Origin of the sequence: Enterobacteriaceae endosymbiont of Donacia crassipes (assembly GCF_012569785.1) — a bacterium.
Taxonomy (GTDB): Bacteria; Pseudomonadota; Gammaproteobacteria; order Enterobacterales; family Enterobacteriaceae.
Genome location: NZ_CP046202.1, coordinates 160,312 through 184,642 on the forward strand (window position 1 = coordinate 160,312; position 24,331 = coordinate 184,642).

Consider the following 24,331-nt stretch of genomic DNA (forward strand, 5'->3'; position numbering starts at 1 on the left):
TTATTAATTTAATGTATATAAGTTTTTATTGCTAATCGAAAAATTGGAATATCTACATGATAAACATGATTATTTTCATCAATCATTATATAATGACCTTGCATTATACCAATAGGTGTTTCTAAAATCGCGCCACTAGTATAGTGAAAATTATTACCTGGTTTAATATATGGCTTTTTACCAATAACTCCTTCACCATATATTTGAGTTTTTTTACCATTTCCATTAGTTATAGTCCAATAACGACTAATTAATTGTAAAATTTTTTTTCCTAAATTATGTATAGTAATTGTATAAGCAAAAACATAACGATTAATTGTAGGTATAGACTGAGATTCAATATACATACTATGTACTTTTATATAAACTTGAGATAATAATGATTTCATAAGTTTATAACCTTTTATGATTTATTTTTAACCAGTTAGCTAAATAACAATATTCTAATATTGAAACATCTTCAGCACGAATTTTATAATCAATACCTAAATAATCTAATTCTTCTATAGAAAATAAATTTATTAAACTATTTCGTAAAATTTTTCTTCTCATACTAAAAGCTTGTTTAATAATTTTTTTTAAAAAAAAAATATTATCTAAATTATAAGAATTATTAACATAAGGTCTCATATATATCATATTAGAAAATATCTTAGGTTTAGGATAAAAATTATTTGGGTTTATTTCTAATAAAATTTTTATTTTACAAAATAATTGAATCATTATACTTAAACATCCATAATTTTTACCTCCTGGATAAGCGATTAAACGATTTACTACTTCTTTTTGCATTATAAAATGCATATCTTTAATATTATTTAAGTAATTAAATAAATAAAAAATTATTTTTGTAGAAATATTATATGGTAAATTACCAAATATTCGTATTCTTTTTTTATATTTTTGAATTAAAGTTAAAAAATTAAAATTTAATATATTATTTAATATAATATCAATATTTGAATTAATTAAAATTTGTTTTTTTTTTAAAAAATCAACAAAATTTTTATCTATTTCAATAATAGATATATTTTGATTATATTTAACCATTGGTATAGTTAATGCACCTAAACCAGGACCTATTTCTACCATAATATGGTGAAATTTAGGACGTATGAAAGATATTATTTTTTTTATAATTTTTTTATTTACTAAAATATGTTGTCCATATTTTTTTTTAAGAAATATTTGCATATTATATTTATGTTTTAAATTGTAAACTAATATTATAAATTATAATTATTAATTTATATTTAATATATACGATTCATATTTTTTACTCAATTTTATTTTAAAAAAAGTAATTTTTATAAAAAATAATTAATTTAATTATCTTTATATATATTTTATCTTTATTTTTATTTCATAAAAATAATTGATGATTGATTTTTATAATTTTTTTTATTAAAAAATTTTATTTTTTTAATTTATTAATTAATTTTAATATTATAAATTTATATATAAATATTTAATTTATTAAATATAAAAAATATATAATTTTTAATTAAAATTTAATTCAATTAAATTAATATCAATAAATTATTAATTATCTGTTATAATAAATTTATTTTAATACATTTGTAAAATAAATGGATATATATCCTGGATATCAATTATTATTTTTTATTTACAAAAAAATAATTGATAATCATGAATATAAATATTTTAGTTTATTAATCAAAATAATATTAGGAGTATTTTTTACTGTATTAATAAACAATATATTTTATTTTTATAATCAAAAATATCAATTTTTTTATACAAAAAATATAAAAAAAGAATATTTAAAAATTAATTTTGAAATCATGGGATATATAAGCAAATCTAAAGGTTATGTTAGTAAACATGATATAGATTATACAATGAAATTTTTAAATAAAGTAAATTTAAATAAAAAAAATATAATTTTTATGCAAAAAGCTTTTTTATATGGTAAAAATAAAAATTATCCATTAATTAGTAAATTAAACTATTTAAATTTTTTAATTTCTTATTATAATCCTAATTTAATAAATAATTTTTTAAAAACACAAATTGAACTATCATTTATTAATAAAAAATTACATTTCAAAACTAAAAAAATATTAAATATTATTTTTCAACATTTAAATATATCAATATTTGATATTCTTTTAATTGTAAATAAATTAAAATATCATAATAAATATATTAATGAAAAAGATTTATTTTTTCATAATTTTTTCTTTTATCAAAAAAAAGTATATACTCATTATGATCATAATTATTTTAAAAATAAAAAAGATATAAATAATAAATTAGCTTTAAAAAAAGCTTATAAATTATTAGGAGTAAAATATAGTGATAATTTTTTAACTATAAAAAGAGCATATTATAAATTACTTAGTAAGTATCATCCAGATAAGTTAATATCAAAAGGTTATTCATCAAAACAATTAGAAAAAGCAAAAGTTAAAACACAAAATATACATAAAGCATATAATATGATTAAAAAATATATAAAATAACATTTTATAATAATTTTATTGTTTTTCAATAATAACTATTGTACATGCATATTTTTTTTCATCTGAAAATGAAACATGTATTTTATATTTAAAATTCATATTTTTTAAAAATTTTAATGCTTGTTTATATAAAATTATTTTTGGTTTTTTATTTTTAAAACTTAAGATTTCTATTTGGTTAAAAAAAATATTATTTGTAAAACCAGTACTCAAAGCTTTTACTGTTGCTTCTTTAGCTGTAAAAAATTTTGCTAAAATTTTAATTTTATTATTATTTTTTTTATATATAGATAATTCATACCTTGTTAATATTTTATAAGCAAAACGATTGCCAAAACGCATAAAAATTTTTTTAATTCTATTAATTTCTATTATATCGATACCAATACCAAAAATATTCATAGTTTTAATTAAAATAATATTATTTAATAAATTATTGAATTTTTATCCATATATTTAATTTTAATTTTTTTTTAAAAAATTTTTCTATATTTTGTTCAGATCTATTTTTAATTAATTTTATATTATTAGAATTTTTACCTATTATTATTTTTTTATGATTTATCTTTTTTACTAAAAATATAATATTTATTTCATTTAATAGAATTTTAGAAAAAATTACTTTAATTTTAATTAAATATGGTATTTCTTTATGAAGAAATTTCATAATATTTTCTCTTATAATTTCTTTAATAATTACCTGATCTGTTTGATCTGTAATATAATTTTTAGGATACAAATGTTTTTTTTTAGGTAAATTACTACAAATAATATCATAAATATTATTTGTATATAATTTGTATTTAGCCGAAATTATAAATAAATAAAAAATATTTATTTTTTTTTTAAGAAAATTAATATATGGTAATAATATATTTTTATTTTTAATTTGATCAACTTTATTAATAATTAATATTATTGGTATATTAATTTTAGAAAAAATTTTTGTAAAATTTTCTTCTATATAATTCCATTTATTTTTATCTAAAATAAATAATATAAAATCATATTTATTATTTTTTAATAAATTAAAAATTTTATTTTTAGAAAATATATTTCCAGGAGTATCAATAAATTCTATTTGATAAATATCATTATTATAAACTCCTATAATATTATTATTTGTAGTATTTTTTTTATGAGAAGTAATAGATATTTTTTTTTTTACTAAAAAATTTAATAAAGTAGATTTACCTACATTAGTTCTACCTAATAGTAAGATACTTCCATAATATGATGATATCATTTTCACATAAATAACCTTTTATATTAAAATAATTATTTTAGTCCAAGTTTTTTTAATGCTTTTTCAGCAGCTGATTGTTCTGCTTTGCGACGACTAGATCCTATACCTGTAATTATTTTTGATATTCCACTAATTTTACATTGTATTGTAAATTTTTGATTATGTACTTCTCCATTTATTTGTAAAATAAAATAATATGGTAAAGGAAGATGTGATCGTTGTAAATATTCTTGTAACCTTGTTTTAGGATCTTTCTGATTATTACCAGGTAAAATTTTTTTTAATCTAAATTGATACCAAACTAAAATAATTTTTTCTACAATTTTAATATTACTATCTAAACATATACTTCCTATTAGTGCTTCCATTGTATCTGCTAAAATAGATTCTCTATTATATCCCCCATTTTTATATTCGCCAGGTCCTAAAAATAAATATTCACCTAGTTTGAATTCTCTTGCAATACTTGCTAGAGTATTACCTCTAACTAAAGAAGCACGCATACGACTCATGTTTCCTTCATTTACATCAGGAAATTTATTATATAATGCTTTAGCTATTATATAGCTTAATATAGAATCACCTAAAAATTCTAATCTTTCATTATGTTTACTACTTGCACTTCTATGTGTTAAAGCCTGATATAATAAATCTTGATGATTAAAAATATAACCTAATTTTTTTTGTAATTGATTAATCATAATAAAATTTATTTAATTGTATTTTAAATCTAAAATTAGATAAAAATATTTTTTTTAAAATTAATTTATTTTACATATTCGATTAAATTTTATTTTATAAAACCATAAATGTGTTGTTTTTTGAATACTTAACCAAATAAATATAGCTTTTCCTAATAAATATTTTTCATGAACAAAACCCCAATATCTACTATCAAGACTATCATCACGATTATCACCCATAACAAAATAACATTTTTTAGGAACTACCCAAGTATATAAAGGAAGATTTTTTTGTATATATATTTTTTCGTTTATTTTATTTTCTATTTCAGGTGTAAATAAAATTTTATGTGATAATTTATTTATATATTCTGTATATTGAAAATATCTTATACTTCCAAATTTATAAAATTTTATAGAATTTTTTTTTAAAAAAACATATTTTTTTTGAGTAATATTTTGAAATATTTTAAAATATTTACTTTTTTTTAATTTTTTATATTTAAAAATATTTGTTTTAATATATTTATCATTATATAATATAATTTGTTTGTTTTTAACATTATAAATAATTGTATCTCCTGGTAGTCCTATAATTCTTTTAATATAATTTGTTTTGGTATTTTTAGGATATTTAAAAACAACTATATCTCCTCTTTGAGGTAATTTATTTTTAATGAAAATTTTATTATTAAAAGGATTCCTAATTCCATAAATAAATTTATTTACTATAATAAAATCACCTGCATTTAAAGTAGGCATCATAGATTCAGAAGGTATATAAAAAGGTTCGTATACAAAAAAACGAATCATTAAAATTAATAATATAATAGGAATTATAGAAAATATTTGATTTATTAAAAATTGTATTTTTTTCATAAATTATCATCTAATAATAAATATTACATTTTATGTAAATAAAACAATGTATAATTTTTTTATAAAAAAATGTAATATTTTTTTATTTAAATTTTAAAAAATTTTTCTTTTAAAATAATTATTTTGTTATTTTTAATATATTCAAAAAAATTGAAGATGGTAATTTAATGTTACCAAAATTTTTCATACGTTTTTTACCTTCTTTTTGTTTTTGAATTAATTTTTTTTTTCTACTCACATCTCCTCCATAACATTTAGCAATTACATTTTTACGTAATTGTTTAATACTTGCACTAGAAATAATTTTTTTACCAACAGCAGCTTGTATTGTAATATTAAATTGTTGTCTAGGAATTAATATTTTAAGTTTTTCTATTAAAAAACGACTATAAGAATAGATTTGACTTTTATAAGTAATTGTTGTTAATGCATCGATATATTTTTTATTAATTAATATATTTATACAAACTAAATCTGATTTTTTAAATTTTAAAAAACTATAATTTAATGATCCATAACCTTTTGTAATAGATTTTAATTTATCAAAAAAATTTATAATAATCCCAATCATGGGGATTTCATATATTAAAATAACATTATTATTATGATATATAATATTTTTTTGTATGCCATATTTACTAATACATAATTTAATAATTTTACCTATATATTTTATAGGAGAAAAAATTTTACATTTTAAAATAGGTTCTCTTATTTCTTTAATTAAAAAAGAATTTGGAAATTTTGATGGATTATCTATATATAAAATATTGTTATCTACCATTTTTATTTGATATTTTACTGTAGGTATAGTTGTAATAATATCAATATTATATTCATTCAATAATCTTTGTTGTATAATTTCCATATGTAATAGACCTAAAAAACCACATCTATATCCATATCCTAATATTTCTGAATTTTCTGGTTCAAAAAATAAAGAAGAATCATTTAAACTTAATTTTTTTAATGCATTACTAAATATAGTATATTCATCTGAAATTATTGGAAATAATCCTGCAAAAACTTTAGGTACACTTTTTTTAAATCCAGACAGTTTTTTACTAGATGGATTTATATATGATGTTATTGTAGCACCTACTGGTACTTCAGTTATATTTTTTATTCCTAATACTATCCAACCAACATCACCACATTTTAATACATTTAAATTTATTTTTTTAGGTGTAAAAATACCTATTTTTTCTATACAATATTTTTTTTTTGTATTTAAAATAATAACTTTCATGCCTTTTAAAATTTGTCCATTTTTTATACAAACTAATGCTATTATTCCTAAATAATTATCAAACCAAGAATCTATAATTAATGCTTGTAATTTTTTTTTAATATTACCTATAGGAGGAGGAATTTTTTTTACTATATTTTCTATTACCTCTTTTACACCTAAACCTGTTTTAGCTGAACATTTAAGAAAATTTACAGACTTAATTCTAGTAATTTCTTGTATATCATTTTTAATTTTTTCTATATCTACAGATAATATATCTATTTTATTAATAACTGGTAATACTTTTAATCCCATATCCATAGCTGTTTTACAATTAGATATCGTTTGTGCTTCTATACCTTGTGAAGCATCTATTAATAATAAAGCACCTTCACATGCAGCTAAAGATCTAGAAACTTCATAAGAAAAATCTACATGTCCTGGAGTGTCAATAAAATTTAATTTATAAATATTATTGTTTTGTGATTTATATTTTAAAGTAACACTTTGTGCTTTTATTGTAATACCTCTTTCTTTTTCTAAAACCATACTATCTAAAACTTGTGATGTCATTTCTCTTGTAGATAATCCTCCACAAATTTCTATTAATCTATCTGCAAATGTTGATTTACCATGATCGATATGAGCAATAATGGAAAAATTTCGTATATTTTTCATAAAATAATTATTTTAAATCCTATTCATATAAAAAATAAATTTTTTATTTATATTTTAATGCCTCTTTGTTTAAGTAACATATTATAATTTAATTTTCTACCACTAAATTTTTTAAATAAAATCATAGGATCTACAAAATTACATAAAGATAAAAAATTTTTTAAAAATTTTTTACCTATTATTGGATTAAATAACCCATTTTTTTGAAAATAACAAAATGAATTTGCTGCTAATTGTTCTGACCATAAATAACTATAATATCCTGCAGCATATTCTCCACCAAATATATGATTAAATATATTTGTATATTTATTCCAAACTGGGATAGGAGAAATTGTAATAATATCTTTTCTTATTTCTTCAATTAAATTTGATATTTGGTTGTTTTTTTTTAAAGAAAATTCGTTATGAATTCTTATATCAAATAAACTTAATTCTATTTGGCGCATAAGTGATAAAGCAGAATTATATTTTTTAGATGTAATTAATTTATTCATTATATTTATTGGCATATCTGTATTTTTTTGATAATGTTGAGAAATCAATTTTAGAGATTTACGTTCCCAACACCAATACTCCATAAATTGACTAGGAAATTCTACAATATCTAAAGGCAACCCATTAATCCCTGATATATTAGATATATTAATACAAGAAGTAATATGATGTAAAGCATGTCCAAATTCATGAAATAAAGTTAAAATATCATTATGATGTAAAAGAAAAATATTATTAATTGAAGGAGTAAAATTACAATTAACGAATGCTATAGGATATTGTAATTTACCATTAGATTTTAAAAGTCTTGATTGACAAATATCCATCCAAGCACCACTACGTTTTTCCATTCGAAAAAATAAATCAAAATAAATACTTCCACATAATTTATTATTATAATCAAAAACATTAAAAAACATTACATTTTTATGCCAAACTGAAACTTTTTTTAATATAAATGATAAACCATAAATATTATTAATAATTTTAAACATACCTTTTATTACAATATTAATTGGGAAATATTCACGAATAATATTATTATTTATTCCATATAAATAAAATTTATATTTTTCTGCAAAAAAAGATACATCCCATGAATTAATATTAATAATATTATATTTTTTTTTAACAAAATTTTTTAGCTTTACAACTTCTTTTATGGCTTGTTTTTTAGATAATTTAAGTAATGTATATAAAAAAGATAAAACTTTATTTATTTTTTTTGCTGATTTATTTACTAAAGATTGTTCAGAATAAGAATTATATCCTAATAAATTAGATAATTTTAAACGTAAAGATAATTCTTTTTCTATAATTAGTTCATTTTTAAATGAGGATTCTTCATTCAATGATGAAGCTCTTGTATTATATTTATAATATATTTCTTTTCTTAAATCTTGATTATTACAAAATGTTATTATTGATAAATAAATTGGATCATCTAAACTTATTAAGTATCCTTTTTTATTTTTTAATAAAGCATTTTTTTGCATAAATTTTATTATATCATCTGGAATACCATCTAATTTTTTTTTATTTAAAACATATTTTGTAAATTTTCTTGTACTGTCAAAAACATTATTATTAAAATTATTTTGTAATTTTAATAATTGTTTAATGATTTGTAAATATAAAAATTTTTTTTCTTGATTTAACAAAATGCCTGATAATTTAAAATTACGTATAATATTATTAATAGATTTAATTTGTAATTTATTTAAATTTAAAATATTTTTATTTTTTTGTATATATATATATATTTTATATAAAGATAAATTTTGTTTAAACCATATATCATAATTAGTTATCATTTTAATAATAATTTCATAGTTTTTTCTGATTTTTTTATTATTATTAATATAATTTAAATGACTAATAGGAGCAAAAATACGATATAAATTTTCTTCTAATTCTAGAATTTTTTGACAAAAATTTTCCCAATTATAATTATTTTTGTTATTTTTTAATATTTTATTAATTTTTTTTTTAATATTATTAATCGTAATTATAATCGCCGGAATCATACAATCGTTATTGATTTGATCAAATGGAGGTAATGAGAAATCCGATAACAAAGGATTGTTCATAATTAATTTCCAGTTTATGTGAAAAATATAATTTAAAAATATTTATTAAATATATAATAATTTTATAAAAAAAAAAATTATATTTTATTTTTAATAACAAACATTTATTAGTTAATTTATAATATTAGAAAATATAATTTTGTCTATTTATTTCAAAAAGAAAAATACTAGTAGCAACAGAAACATTTAAAGAATTTACGTTATTAAACGTAGGAATAGAAAGTAATATATCACAATTATTTTTAATAATAGATTTTATTCCTTTATTTTCTGACCCCATAATTAAACATATTGGATATTTTAATTTGTAATTATAAATTGTATTATTTATTAAATTATTATCAGTACCAATAATAAAAATATTAAGAGATTTTAAAAATTTAATAATATTAACTAAATTTTTTACAAAAATTATAGGTATATTATCTGATGTTCCACAAGATACTTTTTTTACTGTAGCATTTATTTTAGCAGAATATTTTTTAGGTAAAATAATCATATTTACATCAAAAGCAACAGCACTTCTAATACAAGCCCCTAAGTTATGGGGATCTGTAATACGATCTAATATTAAAATTAATATTTTTTTAGAAAAACTAATAATATCCATTATATTTTTTTCTTTAAAATATGTTAATTTATTTAAAAAACCCATGCATCCTTGATGCATACTATTATTAGTTTTATTATCTAACCATTTTTTAGTTACTTTACATATACATATTTTATATTTTTTTACATAAAAAAATAATTCTTTAATTTTAGTAGATTTTTTTTTGCTATTTAAAATAAATATTTTTTTAAAAGAAAAGGGATTTGTTTTCAACATATTAATAATAGGATGTATGCCAAAAATAATATTTTTCATTTTATGTTTAATTTTAATTAATAATTGTTTATATAATAAAACATAATTTTTTTTATAAAAAAATTATTTTATTTTTTTAAAAATAAATTTTGTGATAAAATTATATGCCTTATAAATATTATTGCTATCAAATAAATAAATGTTTTTCCAATGACGTAACCAAGTTAATTGTTTTTTTGCTAAATGACGTGTTGAAATGGTAATTTGTTGTATCATTTCTTTATAAGTAATTTTATTTAAAAGATAAAAAAACATTTGTTTATATCCAATACAACGTATTGCAGGAAAATTTATCTTTAAAAATTTAAATTTTATAAGATCACTTACTTCTTTTTCGAATCCTAATTCTAACATTTTTAAAACTCTAGTTTCTATTTTTTGATATAAAATTTGACGATTATAGTAAGTTAAACCAAATTGATATATTTGATAAGGAATTTTATTTCCAGAAGTTTTTTTTAATTTACTTAAAGTTTTACCTGTTAAAAAAAAAATCTCTAAAGCTCTTATAATTCTTCGTGTATCATTTAAGTGAATTTTATTTGCAGATATAATATCTATTTTTTTTAACATATCATGATATGATATATATATTTTATTTTTTATTTGATTTGTAATCATATTACGTATATTACGATCTGATGCTGGTAATAAAGGAGATATTGTATTAATTAATGTTTTATAATAAAACATACTACCTCCAACTAATAAAGGTATTTTTCCTCTTTTAGTGATGTTATTCATAATATTTAAAACATCATTATAAAATTCTATAACTGAATATTTTTGATAAGGTTCTTTAATATCAATTAACCAATGTTTTGTATAAAAACGATCAGTTTTTTTAGGTTTATCTGTCCCTATATCTAATTTTTTATAAATTAAAGAAGAATCTACACTAATTAATTCTATAGGTAATATTTTAGCTAAACGAGTAGCTAAATAAGTTTTTTTAGATGCTGTTGTCCCCATTAAAAAAATTGCTAATGGTAATTTATTAATTTTAATATTCATATTATTAATTATATTTCTATTAAGCAAAATAATTTTTCTATTATAAAATTATTATTATTTAAATATAATAATTCTAATTCCATTAATAAATCTATAATTTTATAATTATCCCATATAACGTATGAATTATTAATACAATTAATTAATAATTTTGTAATTTTTTGTAGAGATATTACTTGTATATCTACAATATTTTTTAATAAATTAAGAAAAATTTTTTTTATATTACAATATGATAAAAATATAGGTACATAAATAACATGTAATATATTTTTATTATTTAATAATAAATTAAAACCTAATTTTGATAAAATTTGTTTTATTTTATGTAAAAGAATATATTCTTTTTCTGTTATATTAATTTTAATATCTATTTTAAAATTATTAATTGTATTCTTTTTTTGTAAAAATAATTGAAATTTATTTTTTAAAAAAAAATAAAATAATTTTTTAATTGTAATAAAATACAAAAAATTATTTTTTTTTACAATAATAAAATTATTTTTTATTATCGTAAGAAATTTACCAAAATTTTTAAAATAAAAATTTGGTCTATTATCTAAATAAATTATTTTTTGTTTTATCATATTATTAATTAAAGTATTTTCTATATTAGTAGAATATTTATAATATTCTAAATTTATTTGATCCTTTTTTTTTGAAAAATAAATTTCCTGATTATAATTTATCATTTGAAAATTATTTTTATATAAAATTTTTGTAATATTTTTATATATAAAATTATATATTAATGGTGTGTTATAAAAACAAATATCAGTTTTTTTAGGATGTATATTTACATCAATTTTATTTGATTCTATTTCTAAATATAATAAGAAAGAAAAAATATAATTTTGATTAAATTTGTTTTGAATTATTTCTTTAATTGTACGATATAAAAAATTATTATTTATAATACGATCATTCACATAAAAATATTTAAATAAATTATTAGATATATTTTTTCTATTTAAAATAATAATTCTTCCATATAATTTTAGTTTTTTATAATTTGCATTAATTTCTAATGAATTTTTTAAAAAATTATTACCAAAAATAACTTTTATTCTATTTATATAAGAAATATTATCTGTAACTTTTTTAAAATTATAAATAATTTTATCTTGGTATTTAAATCTGATTCCTATACCTAATTTCATTAAAATAATTTTTTTAATAATATTTTTAATATAAATAAATTCTATTCTATCATCTGATAGAAATAATCTTCTAGCAGGTAAATTATAAAAAACATCAGATATAATAATAGTTGTTCCCGTAGGATGAGAAATTGGATTTAAAGAAAGTATTTGTTCATTAAATCCCTCTGTGTATAATTGCCATGCAAATAATTGTTTTAATGTTTTGGATATAATAGTCATTCTAGATATAGATTTTATACTAGTTAAAGCTTCTCCTCTAAAACCAAAACTATTTAAAAAATTAAAACTGTCTAAATTATTTATTTTACTTGTGGCATATTTTTTTATACATAAAATTAAATTTTTTTTATTCATACCTATACCATTATCATTAATATTAATATATTTTCCTCCTTTTTCTATATGTAAATTTATTTGTGATGCTTTTGCATCAATACTATTTTCGATTAATTCTTTAACTATAGTTGCTGGTCTATCTATTACTTCTCCTGCAGCTATTTTTTTTATTATATTTTTAGGTAAGATTTTAATAGACATGTATTATTTTAAAATTAAATTTTAATAAATATTAATACAATAATTTTTATATATATTATTAAGCGGGAAACGAGATTCGAACTCGCGACCCCAACCATGGCAAGGTTGTACTCTACCAACTGAGCTATTCCCGCTAAAATTTAATAAGATATGTAATAAAATACAATTTATCATATTAAATTTATATTTTATTTGTCAATATATTTTTAATATTATTTGTTTTAAATATATATTTTTTATAGAATTTTAATTCATTTATAGAGTCATTAATATCATCAAAAGCTTTATGAAAAGATATTTTTTTTTTAAATTTTAAATAAATATTAGGATACCAAATTTTTGTAAGTTCTTTTATTGAACTTACATCAATATTTCGATAATGAAAATATTTTTCTAAATTTGGCATATAATTAAATAAAAAAATTCTATCTTTATAGATAGTATTACCACATAAAGGAGATTTATTAGGTTGAACCCATAATTTTAAAAAATTTAATATATATATTTCTGTTTTTTTTAAATCAAATTTACTATTTTTAACTTTTTTAATTAATCCAGTTTTTGTGTGAATATTTTTATTCCAAATATTCATTGAATTTAAAATATTATTAGGTTGATATATTGGAATAGTTAAACCTTTATTTATAATTTTTAAATTAGAATTAGTAATAATAATAGCAATCTCAATTATATGATCTTTATTAGGATTAAGACCTGTCATTTCTAAATCCAACCATACTAAATTAGTATTTACTTTCATAAATAATATCCTTATATTAATTTTTAATTAAAATTAAAATTTTATATACTTAAAATATAAAAATTTTTATATTAAAATAATACATAATAATATTTCTTCATAAAATGAAAAAAAAAATATATTTATACATACAACGTTTTTTACCAAAATTATTTATTACAAATATTTTTGGATATTTATCTAAAAAAAAATTAAATTTTATAACTACTTTTTTTATATTTTTATTTATAAAAATTTACAAAATAAATATGAAAGAAACAAAATATCCTAATATTTTCTATTATAAAACTTTTAATAAATTTTTTATCAGAAAATTAAATATGTCTAATAGACCTATTGATAATAATAAAAATCATATTATTCATAATTCAGATGGTATAATTAATGAGATTGGTTTTATAAAAAAAAACAAACTTTTTCAGTTTAAAGGGTGTAAATATTCTTTATATAATCTTATAGGAAATAATAAATATATTAATAAGATTTTTACTAATGGAAATTTTATTAATGTTTATTTGTCTCCTAAAAATTATCATAGAGTACATATGTCTTATAATGGAATTTTATTAAAGATGATATATATTCCTGGAAAATTATTTCCTGTTAATAACATTATTACAAATAATTTATGTAATTTATTTATTTTAAATGAGAGAGTAGTTTTTTTATTCAAAACAAAATTTGGTTTTATGATTAAAATTTTGATTGGTGCTCAAATAGTTGGAAGTATTCATACTTCTTGGTATGGTTCAATAATACCTCCTAGAACAAATAAAATTTTGACTTGGAATTGGCCATATATTAATAATTTTAATAAAAAAGATTTTATTTTTTTGAAAAAAGGTGAAGAAATGGGTTATTTCAATATAGGATCAACTGTTATCACATTGTTTCCACCTAAAACAATTAAATTTAATCCTATTTTAAAAAAAGGGTTGAAAATAAAAATTGGAGAATTATTAGCATCATTTAAATAATAAATAATTTTTAACTAAGATTTAATGATAGAAAAACTTACAGATTTATGAATAAATTTTTGTTTTAATAAAAACATAATAAACTTATCTAAACCTAAAACCATAATTAAACAATTAGATATATTACCATATTTTATCGATTTTAAAAAAAAAATCTATTTTTTTAGAAGATAAACTCATTAGTTTTCTTTTATTATTAATTTGATTAAATCATTTTGTTTATTCTAAAATATCATTTAATTCGTAAAAACTATTTCCTAATTTTATTCTTTTAAAAAAAGTTTCAAATTTATTTGCCAAATTTTTTTTATTTATAGTTTCTGTAATTTTTTGTGTTAATGAAAAATGATATATTATAATTAGATTTTTGTAACTTAATTTAGGAATGATATATAAATTAAATTATATTTGTATATAATCATTAGTTATATTTTAAGTAAAATTTTTATTATTATTTTTTACAAAATTAATATTCTTTATTAAAGAAAATAATTTTTTTTTGTTTAACATTAAAAAAATTTATATTTAAAAATTTTAAAAAAATATTTTTATATGAACATTTTTTAAAAATATTAAATTCAAATTCTATAAAAAATTTATTTACTTCTAACATTAATTGTGATAGATCATAACTAATATGATGTCATTTTAACGTATTAAATTCTGAGTTATAATATTTTTCTAATTCTTCATTGCAAAAATTATGATATATTTGATAAATAAATTTGTTTATATTTGATACAAGAATTTTTTTCTTATGATATTCAGGACTAGTAATTAAAAATAACTTCTTTTTTTTTATAATTAATAAAATTTGTATTAAACTATTTTAAATAAGGGCTAGTATTTTAAATTGAGTTAATATTGATGTTTCTACTTCAATAAAATTTTTTTATTAAAAAAATTTTTTTTCTTCTTACTATAAAAAAACGTTTAATTAGATTAAACATTTTAATACTAGTTAACTAATTAAAATTTTTTTTTTTTAATTTTTTTGAAATATATTATCTATAATTTATAACGAGAAATATATTTTTTTTTTCTTATATCAATTTTAATCAAATCACCTACTTTAATAAAAGAAGGTACTTTAATTAATTCTCCATTACTTATTATTGCTTGTTTATTGTGATTAATTATTGTATTTCCTTTTACTACAAAATCTGTATTAATTACTTTTAATCTAATAAAATTAGGTAATGTTAAAAATATAGGTAATTGGTTCCAAAATGTAATTATATAATTATATTGAGGAATTAACCATTTTTTTTTATTTTTAATAATTTGATTATCAATCATAATTTGTTCAAAATTATTTTCATACATAAAATAATAAAAATTATTTTTTTCATTATATAAATATTTTAATTTTTTTTCTAAAATATCAGCAGTATCTAAATTATCAGTTGATTTAAAAGTTTTATCAATTAATTTTTTTGTAATTAAATTACGCATTTTGATTCTAACAAAAGCTTGCCCTTTACCAGGTTTTACAAATTCATTGTTTTCTATAATATAAGGTTGATTTAAAAATATAAATTTCATTCCAATTTTAAAATTATTACTAGAATAATTAATCATTTTTTTCTTTTTTTAAAAAATTATTAATTTATAATATAATATATTTATCAAAATAAAAAATTTTTATGAAAGAATTATGGTTACAATAATTATCAAATATTATTAATATTTAATATTAATCTAATCAAAATCACAAAAATAACCAAAAAAACAATCAACCATTTTTATATAAAAAAAATATAAAATTTAATGTTAAAATACTTTTTATTTTTATAAAAAAATAGAAAGAACTAATTATCAAGATCTAATCTTATTACAATTTATTTTACATAAAAAAATTAATTAAAAATAAAAAGTATAATAATCATTTTAAATGAAAAATTTATTATTCCAGGGATGATCCATAAATCTAAAAATAGAATATTAATTCTAATTATAGGAATATGTGCAATTGTTTCTGTAAAAATAATAAACAAATAAATTTAATAAAAATTTTTAGTAAATATAAATTTAATATTGTTATAGTTACTCATATTTATCTAATAAAATTAGTGAAAAATTATTTAATAAAATTTTACTTTTAAAAAAAAAAGGTATTACCTTACTAAATCAAAATATTTTATTAAAAAATATCAATAATAATTATAATATTTTAATTAGATTAAGTAATAGTTTATTTAACATTGGAATATTACCCATATTATATTTATTAGATATAAATAAAAGAAGTCAATATTTTATTATTTCTGAAAAAAAAAGTTAAAAAAATTATACAAAAAATATCATTATTTTTATCAAGATTTTTAATTCCTAAATTAACTAAAGATATTTATGGGAAAAATATAAAAAATGTATTGTATAATAAATTCCCATAAAAAAAGCTGTGCTTAAAAAATTCATGCACAGCTTAGTAAATAATTTAAATTAAAAAATATTGTATTTAAATAAACAAAAAATTTTATTGTAAAACTTACATCATTCCACCCATTCCACCGCCCATTCCACTACCCATTCCACTACTTGGGGATGTATTAGAGTCTAATTTATCATCTTTTGGTAAATCTGTTACCATACATTCTGTAGTAATCATAAGGCCTGCAACAGAAGCAGAATATTGTAATGCTGAACGTGTGACTTTTGTAGGATCTAAAATACCAAATTTAATCATATCTCCATATTCTTCATTAGCAGCATTATATCCATAATTACCATGTCCATCTTTAACATTATTTGCTACTACAGAAGGTTCTTCTCCTGAATTAAAAACTATTTGACGCAAAGGTGCTTCCATAGCTCTCAAAGCTACTTTTATGCCCATATTTTGATCTTCATTTTGACCTGTTAAATTCATTAATTTAGCTGCTACACGTACTAATGCTACACCTCCTCCTGCTACGACACCTTCTTCTACAGCAGCTCTAGTAGCATGTAAAGCATCTTCTACTCTAGCTTTTTTTTCTTTCATTTCTACTTCAGTAGCAGCACCAACTTTTAGTACAGCAACCCCGCCAGCTAATTTTGCTACTCTTTCTTGAAGTTTTTCACGATCATAATCAGAAGATGCTTCATCTATTTGTTGTCTAATTTGATTAACACGACCTGAAATATTATTTTCTTTACCAAGTCCATCTATGATTGTTGTTGTATCTTTATTTATAACAATACGTTTTGCTTGTCCTAAATCTTCTAATGTTGTTTTTTCTAATTCTAAACCAATTTCTTCTGAAATAACATTACCACCTGTAAGAATTGCAATATCTTGTAACATAGCTTTACGACGATCACCAAAACCAGGTGCTTTAACTGCTGCGACTTTAACAACACCACGCATAGTATTAACAACTAATGTTGCTAATGCTTCACCATCTACATCTTCAGCTATAATTAATAATGATTTACTTACTTTTGCAACCATTTCAAGAATAGGTAACATTTCTCGAATATTTGAAAGTTTTTTATCTACTAAAAGTAGATAAGGATTTTCAAGTTCTACAGTACCAGATTCTGCCTTATTGATAAAATAAGGAGATAAATAACCTCTATCAAACTGCATTCCTTCAACAACATCTAATTCATCTTGTAAACCTGTACCTTCTTCAACAGTAATAACACCTTCTTTACCTACTCTTTCCATAGCTTGTGCGATTAAATCACCAACAGTTTCATCTGCATTTGCAGAAATAGTACCTACTTGAGCTATAGATTTTGAATCAGAACAAGGTACAGAAATAGTTTTTAACTCTTCTACAGCAGCTATAACAGCTTTATCTATACCTCTTTTTAAATCCATTGGATTCATGCCAGCAGCAACTGCTTTTAGACCTTCACTTACTATTGCTTGTGCTAAAACACTAGCTGTTGTTGTTCCATCACCTGCTACATCATTAGCTTTAGAAGCAACTTCTTTAACCATTTGTGCTCCCATATTTTCAAACTTATCTTCTAATTCTATTTCTCTAGCTACTGTTACTCCATCTTTAGTGATTGCTGGTGCTCCAAATGATTTATCTAAAACAACATTTCTACCTTTTGGTCCAAGAGTAATTTTTACTGCATCTGCAAGTACATTTACACCTCGTAACATTTTTACACGTGCGTCATTACCAAATTTTACATCTTTAGCTGCCATTTTAAATATTCCTTAAATTTATATTAAAATTATATTTTATAAAATCTTATTTATTTTTAGATAAAGTTTTATTTAACAATAGCTAAAATATCACTTTCAGACATTATAAGAATTTCTTCATCATCAATTTTTTCTGTTTTAACACCATAACTATCATTAAATATAATTGTATCACCTTTTTTTACATCTAATGGCTTAACTACACCATTATCTAGTATACGTCCTTTACCTACAGCTAATACTTCTCCACGAGTAGATTTACCAGCAGCAGAACCAGTTAATACAATTCCACCTGTAGATTTACATTCAACTTCTTTTCTTTTTACAATAACTCGATCATGTAATGGACGAATATTCATTTTAATAATCTCCTTTAAGAAAAGTTTAATTAATTAATAATTTTCTAATATATTTAGATAATGTGCACTAAAGATAAGGACATATAATCTATGTTTCAAGTCTTATTTTAAAATTTTATTTTATTAATGTTTTAAAAATAAAAAATATAATAAAATATTAATAAAAACATTGACGTTTAATTATTATTATTGTCATAATATAACTATTATTTTGCCCGAATAGCTCAGTCGGTAGAGCAGTGGACTGAAAATCCCCGTGTCGGTGGTTCAATTCCACCTTCGGGCAATATTAATTTAATATACTTATAAAATAAAAAATTAATGAACTAAAATTAAAATGCAGAAAGAATTTACTTTCTGCATTTTTTATTATTTTTAATAAAGATATAATTATTTCTTAATTTTAATTAAGAAATAATTACTTTTGATAATAAAATTTTTATACATAAAAAGAATACTTTGATAAACATATAATTTATTAAAATAATCGTAATAATGATAATTATTTTTATAATTTATTAATTTTTTTTTTATAAAAAAATATTTTTTAATAGGTTTAAAAAACTTTAAAATTTTTATTTTAACAGAACGATTTGTTATTAAATATTTTTCAAGAAGTTTATGATTATGAATTTTTTGATATTTTTTATTAATAAATAAATTATTTTCTAATTCTTTAACAAAAATAATTTTTTTTGCTAAATGATTATTTATAGATAGTAAATATTTAGCAATTTCTTCTGTTCTTTTTTGAAATAAAAAATTATTTTTATGATTTTGTTCAAAATAATTAATATGATCTAAAGCTACTATTTTGGTATTAATATTATTTAATAAATTTTTTAATTTTAATGAAAAAAATTTGTGCAAAATTTTTTTATTTTTCTTGTTTAAGAAAATATTTTTGAAAATTTTGATAAAAAATTTTTCTTTAGATAAAAGATTATTACCATAATTATTATTATAATAATTTTTTGATTTATTAATTAAATTTTTTACTGAAGGTAAATGATATTTATCAAAAAATTTATATATTATACTAATGCTAAACATGAAATTATTTGTTTTTTGTCCTAAACTATCATCATTTTTATTTCCAATATTTTTGATTACTCGATATTCAATTCTAGATGATAAGTTATCTTTAATTTGATATTCACTACCAAAAGAAAATAATGGAGAAACATTATAATATAAGTTATCTAAATTATGATATTTATAATTATTACTAAATTGATTAAAATAAGATTTAGCAAAAAATCCCCCTAAACGAGTATATAAATATAAATTTGTAAATATAGGATATCTAATATTAGTTGTTAGTTGTATTCCTTTTACTTCAAAAACATTTTTAATATTATTATCAATATTTTTTTTAATAGTTCCTAACCAATCTAATCCTAATTCTAAACCTAGAAAATTATTTGTTTGATATCCCAAAAAAAATCCATTTCCTAGTTTATTAAAAAAAGTATATTCTTTATCATCAATGTCTTTTTCTAACAATTTAATATTATTATATTGTGATAATCCAAATGTAGAACCAAAATACCAATAATCTTTAAAGTTAGACTTAGCATTAGCAATATTATGAATACTTATCATAATTATTGTAAAAATAATAATTATTTTTTTCATTTTTTATATAAACCTTTTTTTATGAAATAAAATTTAAATTTATATTTTTTACTTTATTAATGTATTAATAATTTTTTTAAATATTTTTTATTTATTTAAAATAATATAACCTCACTTAAATAACTAAAATTAATATTTTACTAAAAAACTTTAATAATAAAAAAAATACTATTTTTATCTTTTTTAAATCTAATTAAAGATTTTTTAATGAAATTGCCTTTTAATATAACTTGTATCAAAAACACATTTGATTTAATTCTTAATATTTTTAAAATAATTCTATTTCTTATAATTCTCCATTTTTCATCTTTATCATTTTTAAATTCTAATAAATCATTATATAATGGTATAGTTTTTAATTGACCTTTTAATAAAAATAATTTTTGATTTATTTTATTTTTAAATTTTAAACTACTAATAATTTCTTGTCCTAAATAACATCCTTTATTAAAATCAATAGCATTCATTTTATTAAAAATGAATTGTTGTGGTAAAAATAAATTACAATGATGATCTATATCAATAATATAATAACCTATTTTCATATAAAATTTATCCCAAAAATTATTATTTTGTAAATAAATAATTTTAGATAAAAAAAATTTTTTTATAATACAGTAAATATTTTTTTGAGATAAAATTATAAAATAATAATTTTTAGAATATTTAAATTTTAATAAAATATCTTCATTAAAAAAATGAAGTGTTTCTTCTTTAAAAGAAATATTATTTTTTTTAAAAATTTTAGATATAATTTGTATTTTTTTTACATTTAAAATTCCAAAAATTTTCTTTTTTTTATCTAAAAATATTGTTATTTTATATAATAAAATATATTTTTTAATATTTTTTAAATATTTTTTTAATATGTTTTTTCTAATTATATATTGATAGGTATTGTTACATATTTTGTATATATGCATATTCGTTAAAACTTTACCTTGTGAATTACAATGAAAAGCATTAAAAAAATGTATTTTATTATCTAATTGATTTATATCAATTGTTAATTGATTTTGTAAAAAAATTTTACTATCAGGTCCTGTTATTGTTATAATTTGTAAATTATTTAAATTAACATAATTTAATAAATTATTATTTTCTTTAACATTCATTTTATGAAATAACTTTAATATAAATTTAAATTTTTAAATTATATAATAAAAAATTATTTTTTATAATTCTTATGTAATTCTTGTAAAGAAAATACTTTTATTCGAAAATTATTTTTCATTGAAATTATTGTAGCTATAGCTCCATTAATAGTTGTGTTATAATAAATGTTATTTTGTAAAGCTAAAATTCTAATTAATCTAGAATTATTAATAGATTCTTTTTTTCTTACTGTATTAATAATATAAGTATATCTTTTATTTTTAATAAAATTAAGTATATTTGGTTGTTTTTCTGTAGCTTTATTAACTATTGTAACTATTAACTTAAATTTCTGTAAAAATTTAGCTGTTCCATATGTAGCTTCAATTATAAATCCATAAGAAATTAATTTTTTAACTAATGAAATAATTAATTTTTTATCTTCATCTTTAACTGATATTAAAATAATACCTTTTTGTTTTATGTAAAATTTAGTACTTAATATTGTTTTATAAAATGCTTCAGCAAAAGTATATCCTATACCCATAACTTCACCTGTAGATCTCATTTCAGGTCCTAAAATAGGATCTATATTATTAAATTTATTAAAAGGTAAAATTGCTTCTTTAACAGAAAAAAAAGATGGATAAATTTCTTTTTTAAGATTTAAACTTGATAAAGATTTTCCAATCATAACTAATGTACTCATTTTTGCTAATGGGATATTAATTGCTTTAGAAACAAATGGTATTGTTCTAGATGCTCTAGGATTAACTTCAATAATATAGATTATATTATTTTTAATAGCAAATTGTATATTTATAAGTCCACATATATTAATTTTAATTGCTAATTTTTTAGTTTGTAATTTAATTTCATTTAAAATTTCTTGTTTTAAATTACGTGTAGGTAAAGAACAAGCAGAATCACCAGAATGAATTCCTACTTGTTCAATATGTTCCATAATACCACCTATGAAAATATCTTTTCCATCACAAATTGCATCTACATCTATCTCTATTGCATTATCTAAAAATTTTTCTAATAAAATAAAAGTATTATTTTTTCTATTCAATAAAAAATAATTTTGTAAATCATTTATATTATATACAATTTCCATGCGTCTACCTCCTAAAACATAAGAAGGTCTAACTATTAGAGGATAACCTAAAATATTAGCTTTTTTAAAGGCTTCATTTAAATTTTTTACTATATAATTAGGAGATTGTTTTAATTTTAAAAAATTAATAATATTTTGAAATTTTTTTCTATTTTCAGCTAAATCTATAGAAAAAGGACTTGTTCCTATAATATTTACACCTTCTTGTTCTAATTTTTTAGCTAAATTTAATGGATTTTGTCCTCCATATTGGATAATGATGCCTAATGGTTTTTCTATTCTAACAATTTCTAATATATTTTCTAAAGTTATAGGTTCAAAATATAAACGATTAGAAATATCATAATCTGTTGAAACAGTTTCTGGATTACAATTAATCATTATTGTTTCAAAATTATTTTCACGTAAAATTATAGATGCATGTACACAACAATAATCGAATTCTATTCCTTGTCCTATTCTATTAGGGCCACTACCCAAAATAATAATTTTTTTTTTATTATTATTAGGATTTGCTTCACATTCTATCCCGTATGTTGAATATATATAAGCAGTATTAGTTTCAAATTCTGCAGAACATGTATCTACTTTTTTATATACTGGATGTATATTACATTTATATCTTAATTGTCTTATTGTTTTTTCTGATACATTTAAAATGTTAGCTAATCGGATATCAGAAAATCCTTTTTTTTTTAAATTAAAAAAATATTTTTTATTATTTAAATGTTGAATACCTAACATTTTAATTTTTTTTTCAGTTAAAATTATATCTTCTATTTGTGATAAAAACCACATATCTATTTTAGAATAATTATATATTTCTTTAGTAGAAATATTTATTCTTATAGCATTTGCAATAAATCGAATTCTATCTGGTCCTGGTTTTTTTAATTCTTTTATAATTAAATTATAATAATCTTTATTATTAATTTTATTAACTATAATTGGTTCAAATCCATAAATACCATTTTCTAAACTACATAATGCTTTTTGAATAGATTCTTGAAAAGATCTACCTATAGACATAACTTCACCTACTGACTTCATTTGTGTTGTTAATCTATCATTAACATTATAAAATTTTTCAAAATTAAATTTAGGTATTTTTGTTACTATATAATCAATAGATGGTTCAAATGCAGCTGAAGTACAATTATTGGTTATATCATTTGTTAATTCATCTAATGTATAACCGATAGAAAGTTTAGCTGATATTTTAGCTATTGGAAAACCAGTTGCTTTTGATGCTAAAGCAGAAGAACGAGAAACACGAGGATTCATTTCAATTACCATTAATTTTCCAGTTATAGGATTAATTGCAAATTGTACATTTGCCCCTCCAGATTCAAGACCAAAC

General features: G+C 18.3%; 20 protein-coding genes and 2 tRNA genes. 3 read left to right on the plus strand and 19 right to left on the minus strand.

What is annotated here, in order from left to right:
• Window positions 1–8: 8 nt before the first annotated feature.
• Together apaG and rsmA are read right to left on the minus strand one after the other, a co-directional pair.
• Window positions 9–389, minus strand: a complete 381-nt coding sequence (gene apaG / locus GJT95_RS00780; protein ID WP_169785895.1) for a Co2+/Mg2+ efflux protein ApaG — start codon at window positions 387–389, stop codon at window positions 9–11.
• 4 nt (window positions 390–393) lie between these two features.
• Window positions 394–1,194: a 16S rRNA (adenine(1518)-N(6)/adenine(1519)-N(6))-dimethyltransferase RsmA gene (gene rsmA / locus GJT95_RS00785; protein WP_169785896.1), complete on the minus strand. Its 801-nt coding sequence runs from the start codon at window positions 1,192–1,194 to the stop codon at window positions 394–396.
• A 395-nt stretch (window positions 1,195–1,589) separates the two neighbouring features.
• Between rsmA and djlA the strand changes: the two genes are divergently transcribed.
• Window positions 1,590–2,486 carry a co-chaperone DjlA gene (gene djlA, locus GJT95_RS00790; protein WP_169785897.1) on the plus strand — a complete coding sequence of 299 codons (897 nt, stop codon included), beginning with the start codon at window positions 1,590–1,592 and terminating at the stop codon, window positions 2,484–2,486.
• A 15-nt stretch (window positions 2,487–2,501) separates the two neighbouring features.
• Here djlA and acpS read toward each other — a convergent pair whose 3' ends face one another.
• The 11 genes from acpS to orn all read right to left on the minus strand — a co-directional run bounded on the left by acpS (window position 2,502) and on the right by orn (window position 13,632).
• Window positions 2,502–2,888: a holo-ACP synthase gene (acpS, locus tag GJT95_RS00795; protein WP_169785898.1), complete on the minus strand. Its 387-nt coding sequence runs from the start codon at window positions 2,886–2,888 to the stop codon at window positions 2,502–2,504.
• 31 nt (window positions 2,889–2,919) lie between these two features.
• The gene (gene era / locus GJT95_RS00800) at window positions 2,920–3,732 is read right to left on the minus strand and encodes a GTPase Era (RefSeq protein WP_169785899.1); all 813 of its coding nucleotides are present in this window, start codon (window positions 3,730–3,732) and stop codon (window positions 2,920–2,922) included.
• Window positions 3,733–3,764: 32 nt separating this feature from the next.
• Complete coding sequence (gene rnc / locus GJT95_RS00805; protein WP_169786141.1) at window positions 3,765–4,445, minus strand: ribonuclease III; 681 nt, start codon at window positions 4,443–4,445, stop codon at window positions 3,765–3,767.
• Between the two features lie 48 nt (window positions 4,446–4,493).
• Window positions 4,494–5,294 carry a signal peptidase I gene (gene lepB, locus GJT95_RS00810; protein WP_169785900.1) on the minus strand — a complete coding sequence of 267 codons (801 nt, stop codon included), beginning with the start codon at window positions 5,292–5,294 and terminating at the stop codon, window positions 4,494–4,496.
• A gap of 118 nt (window positions 5,295–5,412) precedes the next feature.
• Window positions 5,413–7,203: a translation elongation factor 4 gene (lepA, locus tag GJT95_RS00815; protein WP_169785901.1), complete on the minus strand. Its 1,791-nt coding sequence runs from the start codon at window positions 7,201–7,203 to the stop codon at window positions 5,413–5,415.
• A 47-nt stretch (window positions 7,204–7,250) separates the two neighbouring features.
• Entirely contained in the window at window positions 7,251–9,290 is a 2,040-nt protein-coding gene (locus GJT95_RS00820; RefSeq protein ID WP_169785902.1) for a M3 family metallopeptidase, read from the minus strand.
• Between the two features lie 124 nt (window positions 9,291–9,414).
• A complete protein-coding gene (gene rlmB / locus GJT95_RS00825; RefSeq protein WP_169785903.1) occupies window positions 9,415–10,158 on the minus strand; it encodes a 23S rRNA (guanosine(2251)-2'-O)-methyltransferase RlmB in 744 nt (247 codons plus the stop codon).
• A 63-nt stretch (window positions 10,159–10,221) separates the two neighbouring features.
• Window positions 10,222–11,172 (minus strand): tRNA (adenosine(37)-N6)-dimethylallyltransferase MiaA, encoded by a 951-nt coding sequence (gene miaA / locus GJT95_RS00830; RefSeq protein ID WP_169785904.1) that lies wholly within the window; start codon window positions 11,170–11,172, stop codon window positions 10,222–10,224.
• Window positions 11,173–11,180: 8 nt separating this feature from the next.
• Window positions 11,181–12,872 carry a DNA mismatch repair endonuclease MutL gene (mutL, locus tag GJT95_RS00835; RefSeq protein WP_169785905.1) on the minus strand — a complete coding sequence of 564 codons (1,692 nt, stop codon included), beginning with the start codon at window positions 12,870–12,872 and terminating at the stop codon, window positions 11,181–11,183.
• Between the two features lie 61 nt (window positions 12,873–12,933).
• A tRNA-Gly gene (locus GJT95_RS00840) sits at window positions 12,934–13,006 on the minus strand.
• Window positions 13,007–13,053: 47 nt separating this feature from the next.
• On the minus strand, window positions 13,054–13,632 hold the full coding sequence (gene orn / locus GJT95_RS00845; RefSeq protein WP_169785906.1) for an oligoribonuclease: 579 nt from the start codon (window positions 13,630–13,632) through the stop codon (window positions 13,054–13,056).
• A gap of 104 nt (window positions 13,633–13,736) precedes the next feature.
• Here orn and asd point away from each other — a divergent pair, with 104 nt between their 5' ends.
• Window positions 13,737–14,609, plus strand: coding sequence for an archaetidylserine decarboxylase (gene asd / locus GJT95_RS00850; RefSeq protein WP_169785907.1), 873 nt, complete (start codon window positions 13,737–13,739; stop codon window positions 14,607–14,609).
• A gap of 1,008 nt (window positions 14,610–15,617) precedes the next feature.
• Here asd and efp read toward each other — a convergent pair.
• From efp to GJT95_RS00865, 3 genes are all read right to left on the minus strand, one after another.
• Complete coding sequence (efp, locus tag GJT95_RS00855; RefSeq protein WP_169785908.1) at window positions 15,618–16,190, minus strand: elongation factor P; 573 nt, start codon at window positions 16,188–16,190, stop codon at window positions 15,618–15,620.
• 910 nt (window positions 16,191–17,100) lie between these two features.
• Complete coding sequence (gene groL, locus GJT95_RS00860) at window positions 17,101–18,759, minus strand: chaperonin GroEL (protein WP_169785909.1); 1,659 nt, start codon at window positions 18,757–18,759, stop codon at window positions 17,101–17,103.
• A gap of 68 nt (window positions 18,760–18,827) precedes the next feature.
• Window positions 18,828–19,118, minus strand: a complete 291-nt coding sequence (locus tag GJT95_RS00865; RefSeq protein ID WP_168893843.1) for a co-chaperone GroES — start codon at window positions 19,116–19,118, stop codon at window positions 18,828–18,830.
• A gap of 213 nt (window positions 19,119–19,331) precedes the next feature.
• Here GJT95_RS00865 and GJT95_RS00870 point away from each other — a divergent pair.
• A tRNA-Phe gene (locus GJT95_RS00870) sits at window positions 19,332–19,404 on the plus strand.
• Between the two features lie 104 nt (window positions 19,405–19,508).
• On the opposite strand, the gene GJT95_RS00875 is transcribed toward GJT95_RS00870, so the two are convergent.
• From GJT95_RS00875 to carB, 3 genes are all read right to left on the minus strand, one after another.
• Window positions 19,509–20,756 carry an outer membrane beta-barrel protein gene (locus tag GJT95_RS00875; RefSeq protein ID WP_169785910.1) on the minus strand — a complete coding sequence of 416 codons (1,248 nt, stop codon included), beginning with the start codon at window positions 20,754–20,756 and terminating at the stop codon, window positions 19,509–19,511.
• Window positions 20,757–20,896: 140 nt separating this feature from the next.
• The gene (ygfZ, locus tag GJT95_RS00880) at window positions 20,897–21,871 is read right to left on the minus strand and encodes a CAF17-like 4Fe-4S cluster assembly/insertion protein YgfZ (protein ID WP_169785911.1); all 975 of its coding nucleotides are present in this window, start codon (window positions 21,869–21,871) and stop codon (window positions 20,897–20,899) included.
• Between the two features lie 53 nt (window positions 21,872–21,924).
• Window positions 21,925–24,331, minus strand: a 2,407-nt coding sequence (carB, locus tag GJT95_RS00885) for a carbamoyl-phosphate synthase large subunit (protein ID WP_246225729.1), incomplete at its 5' end; no start/stop codon positions are given.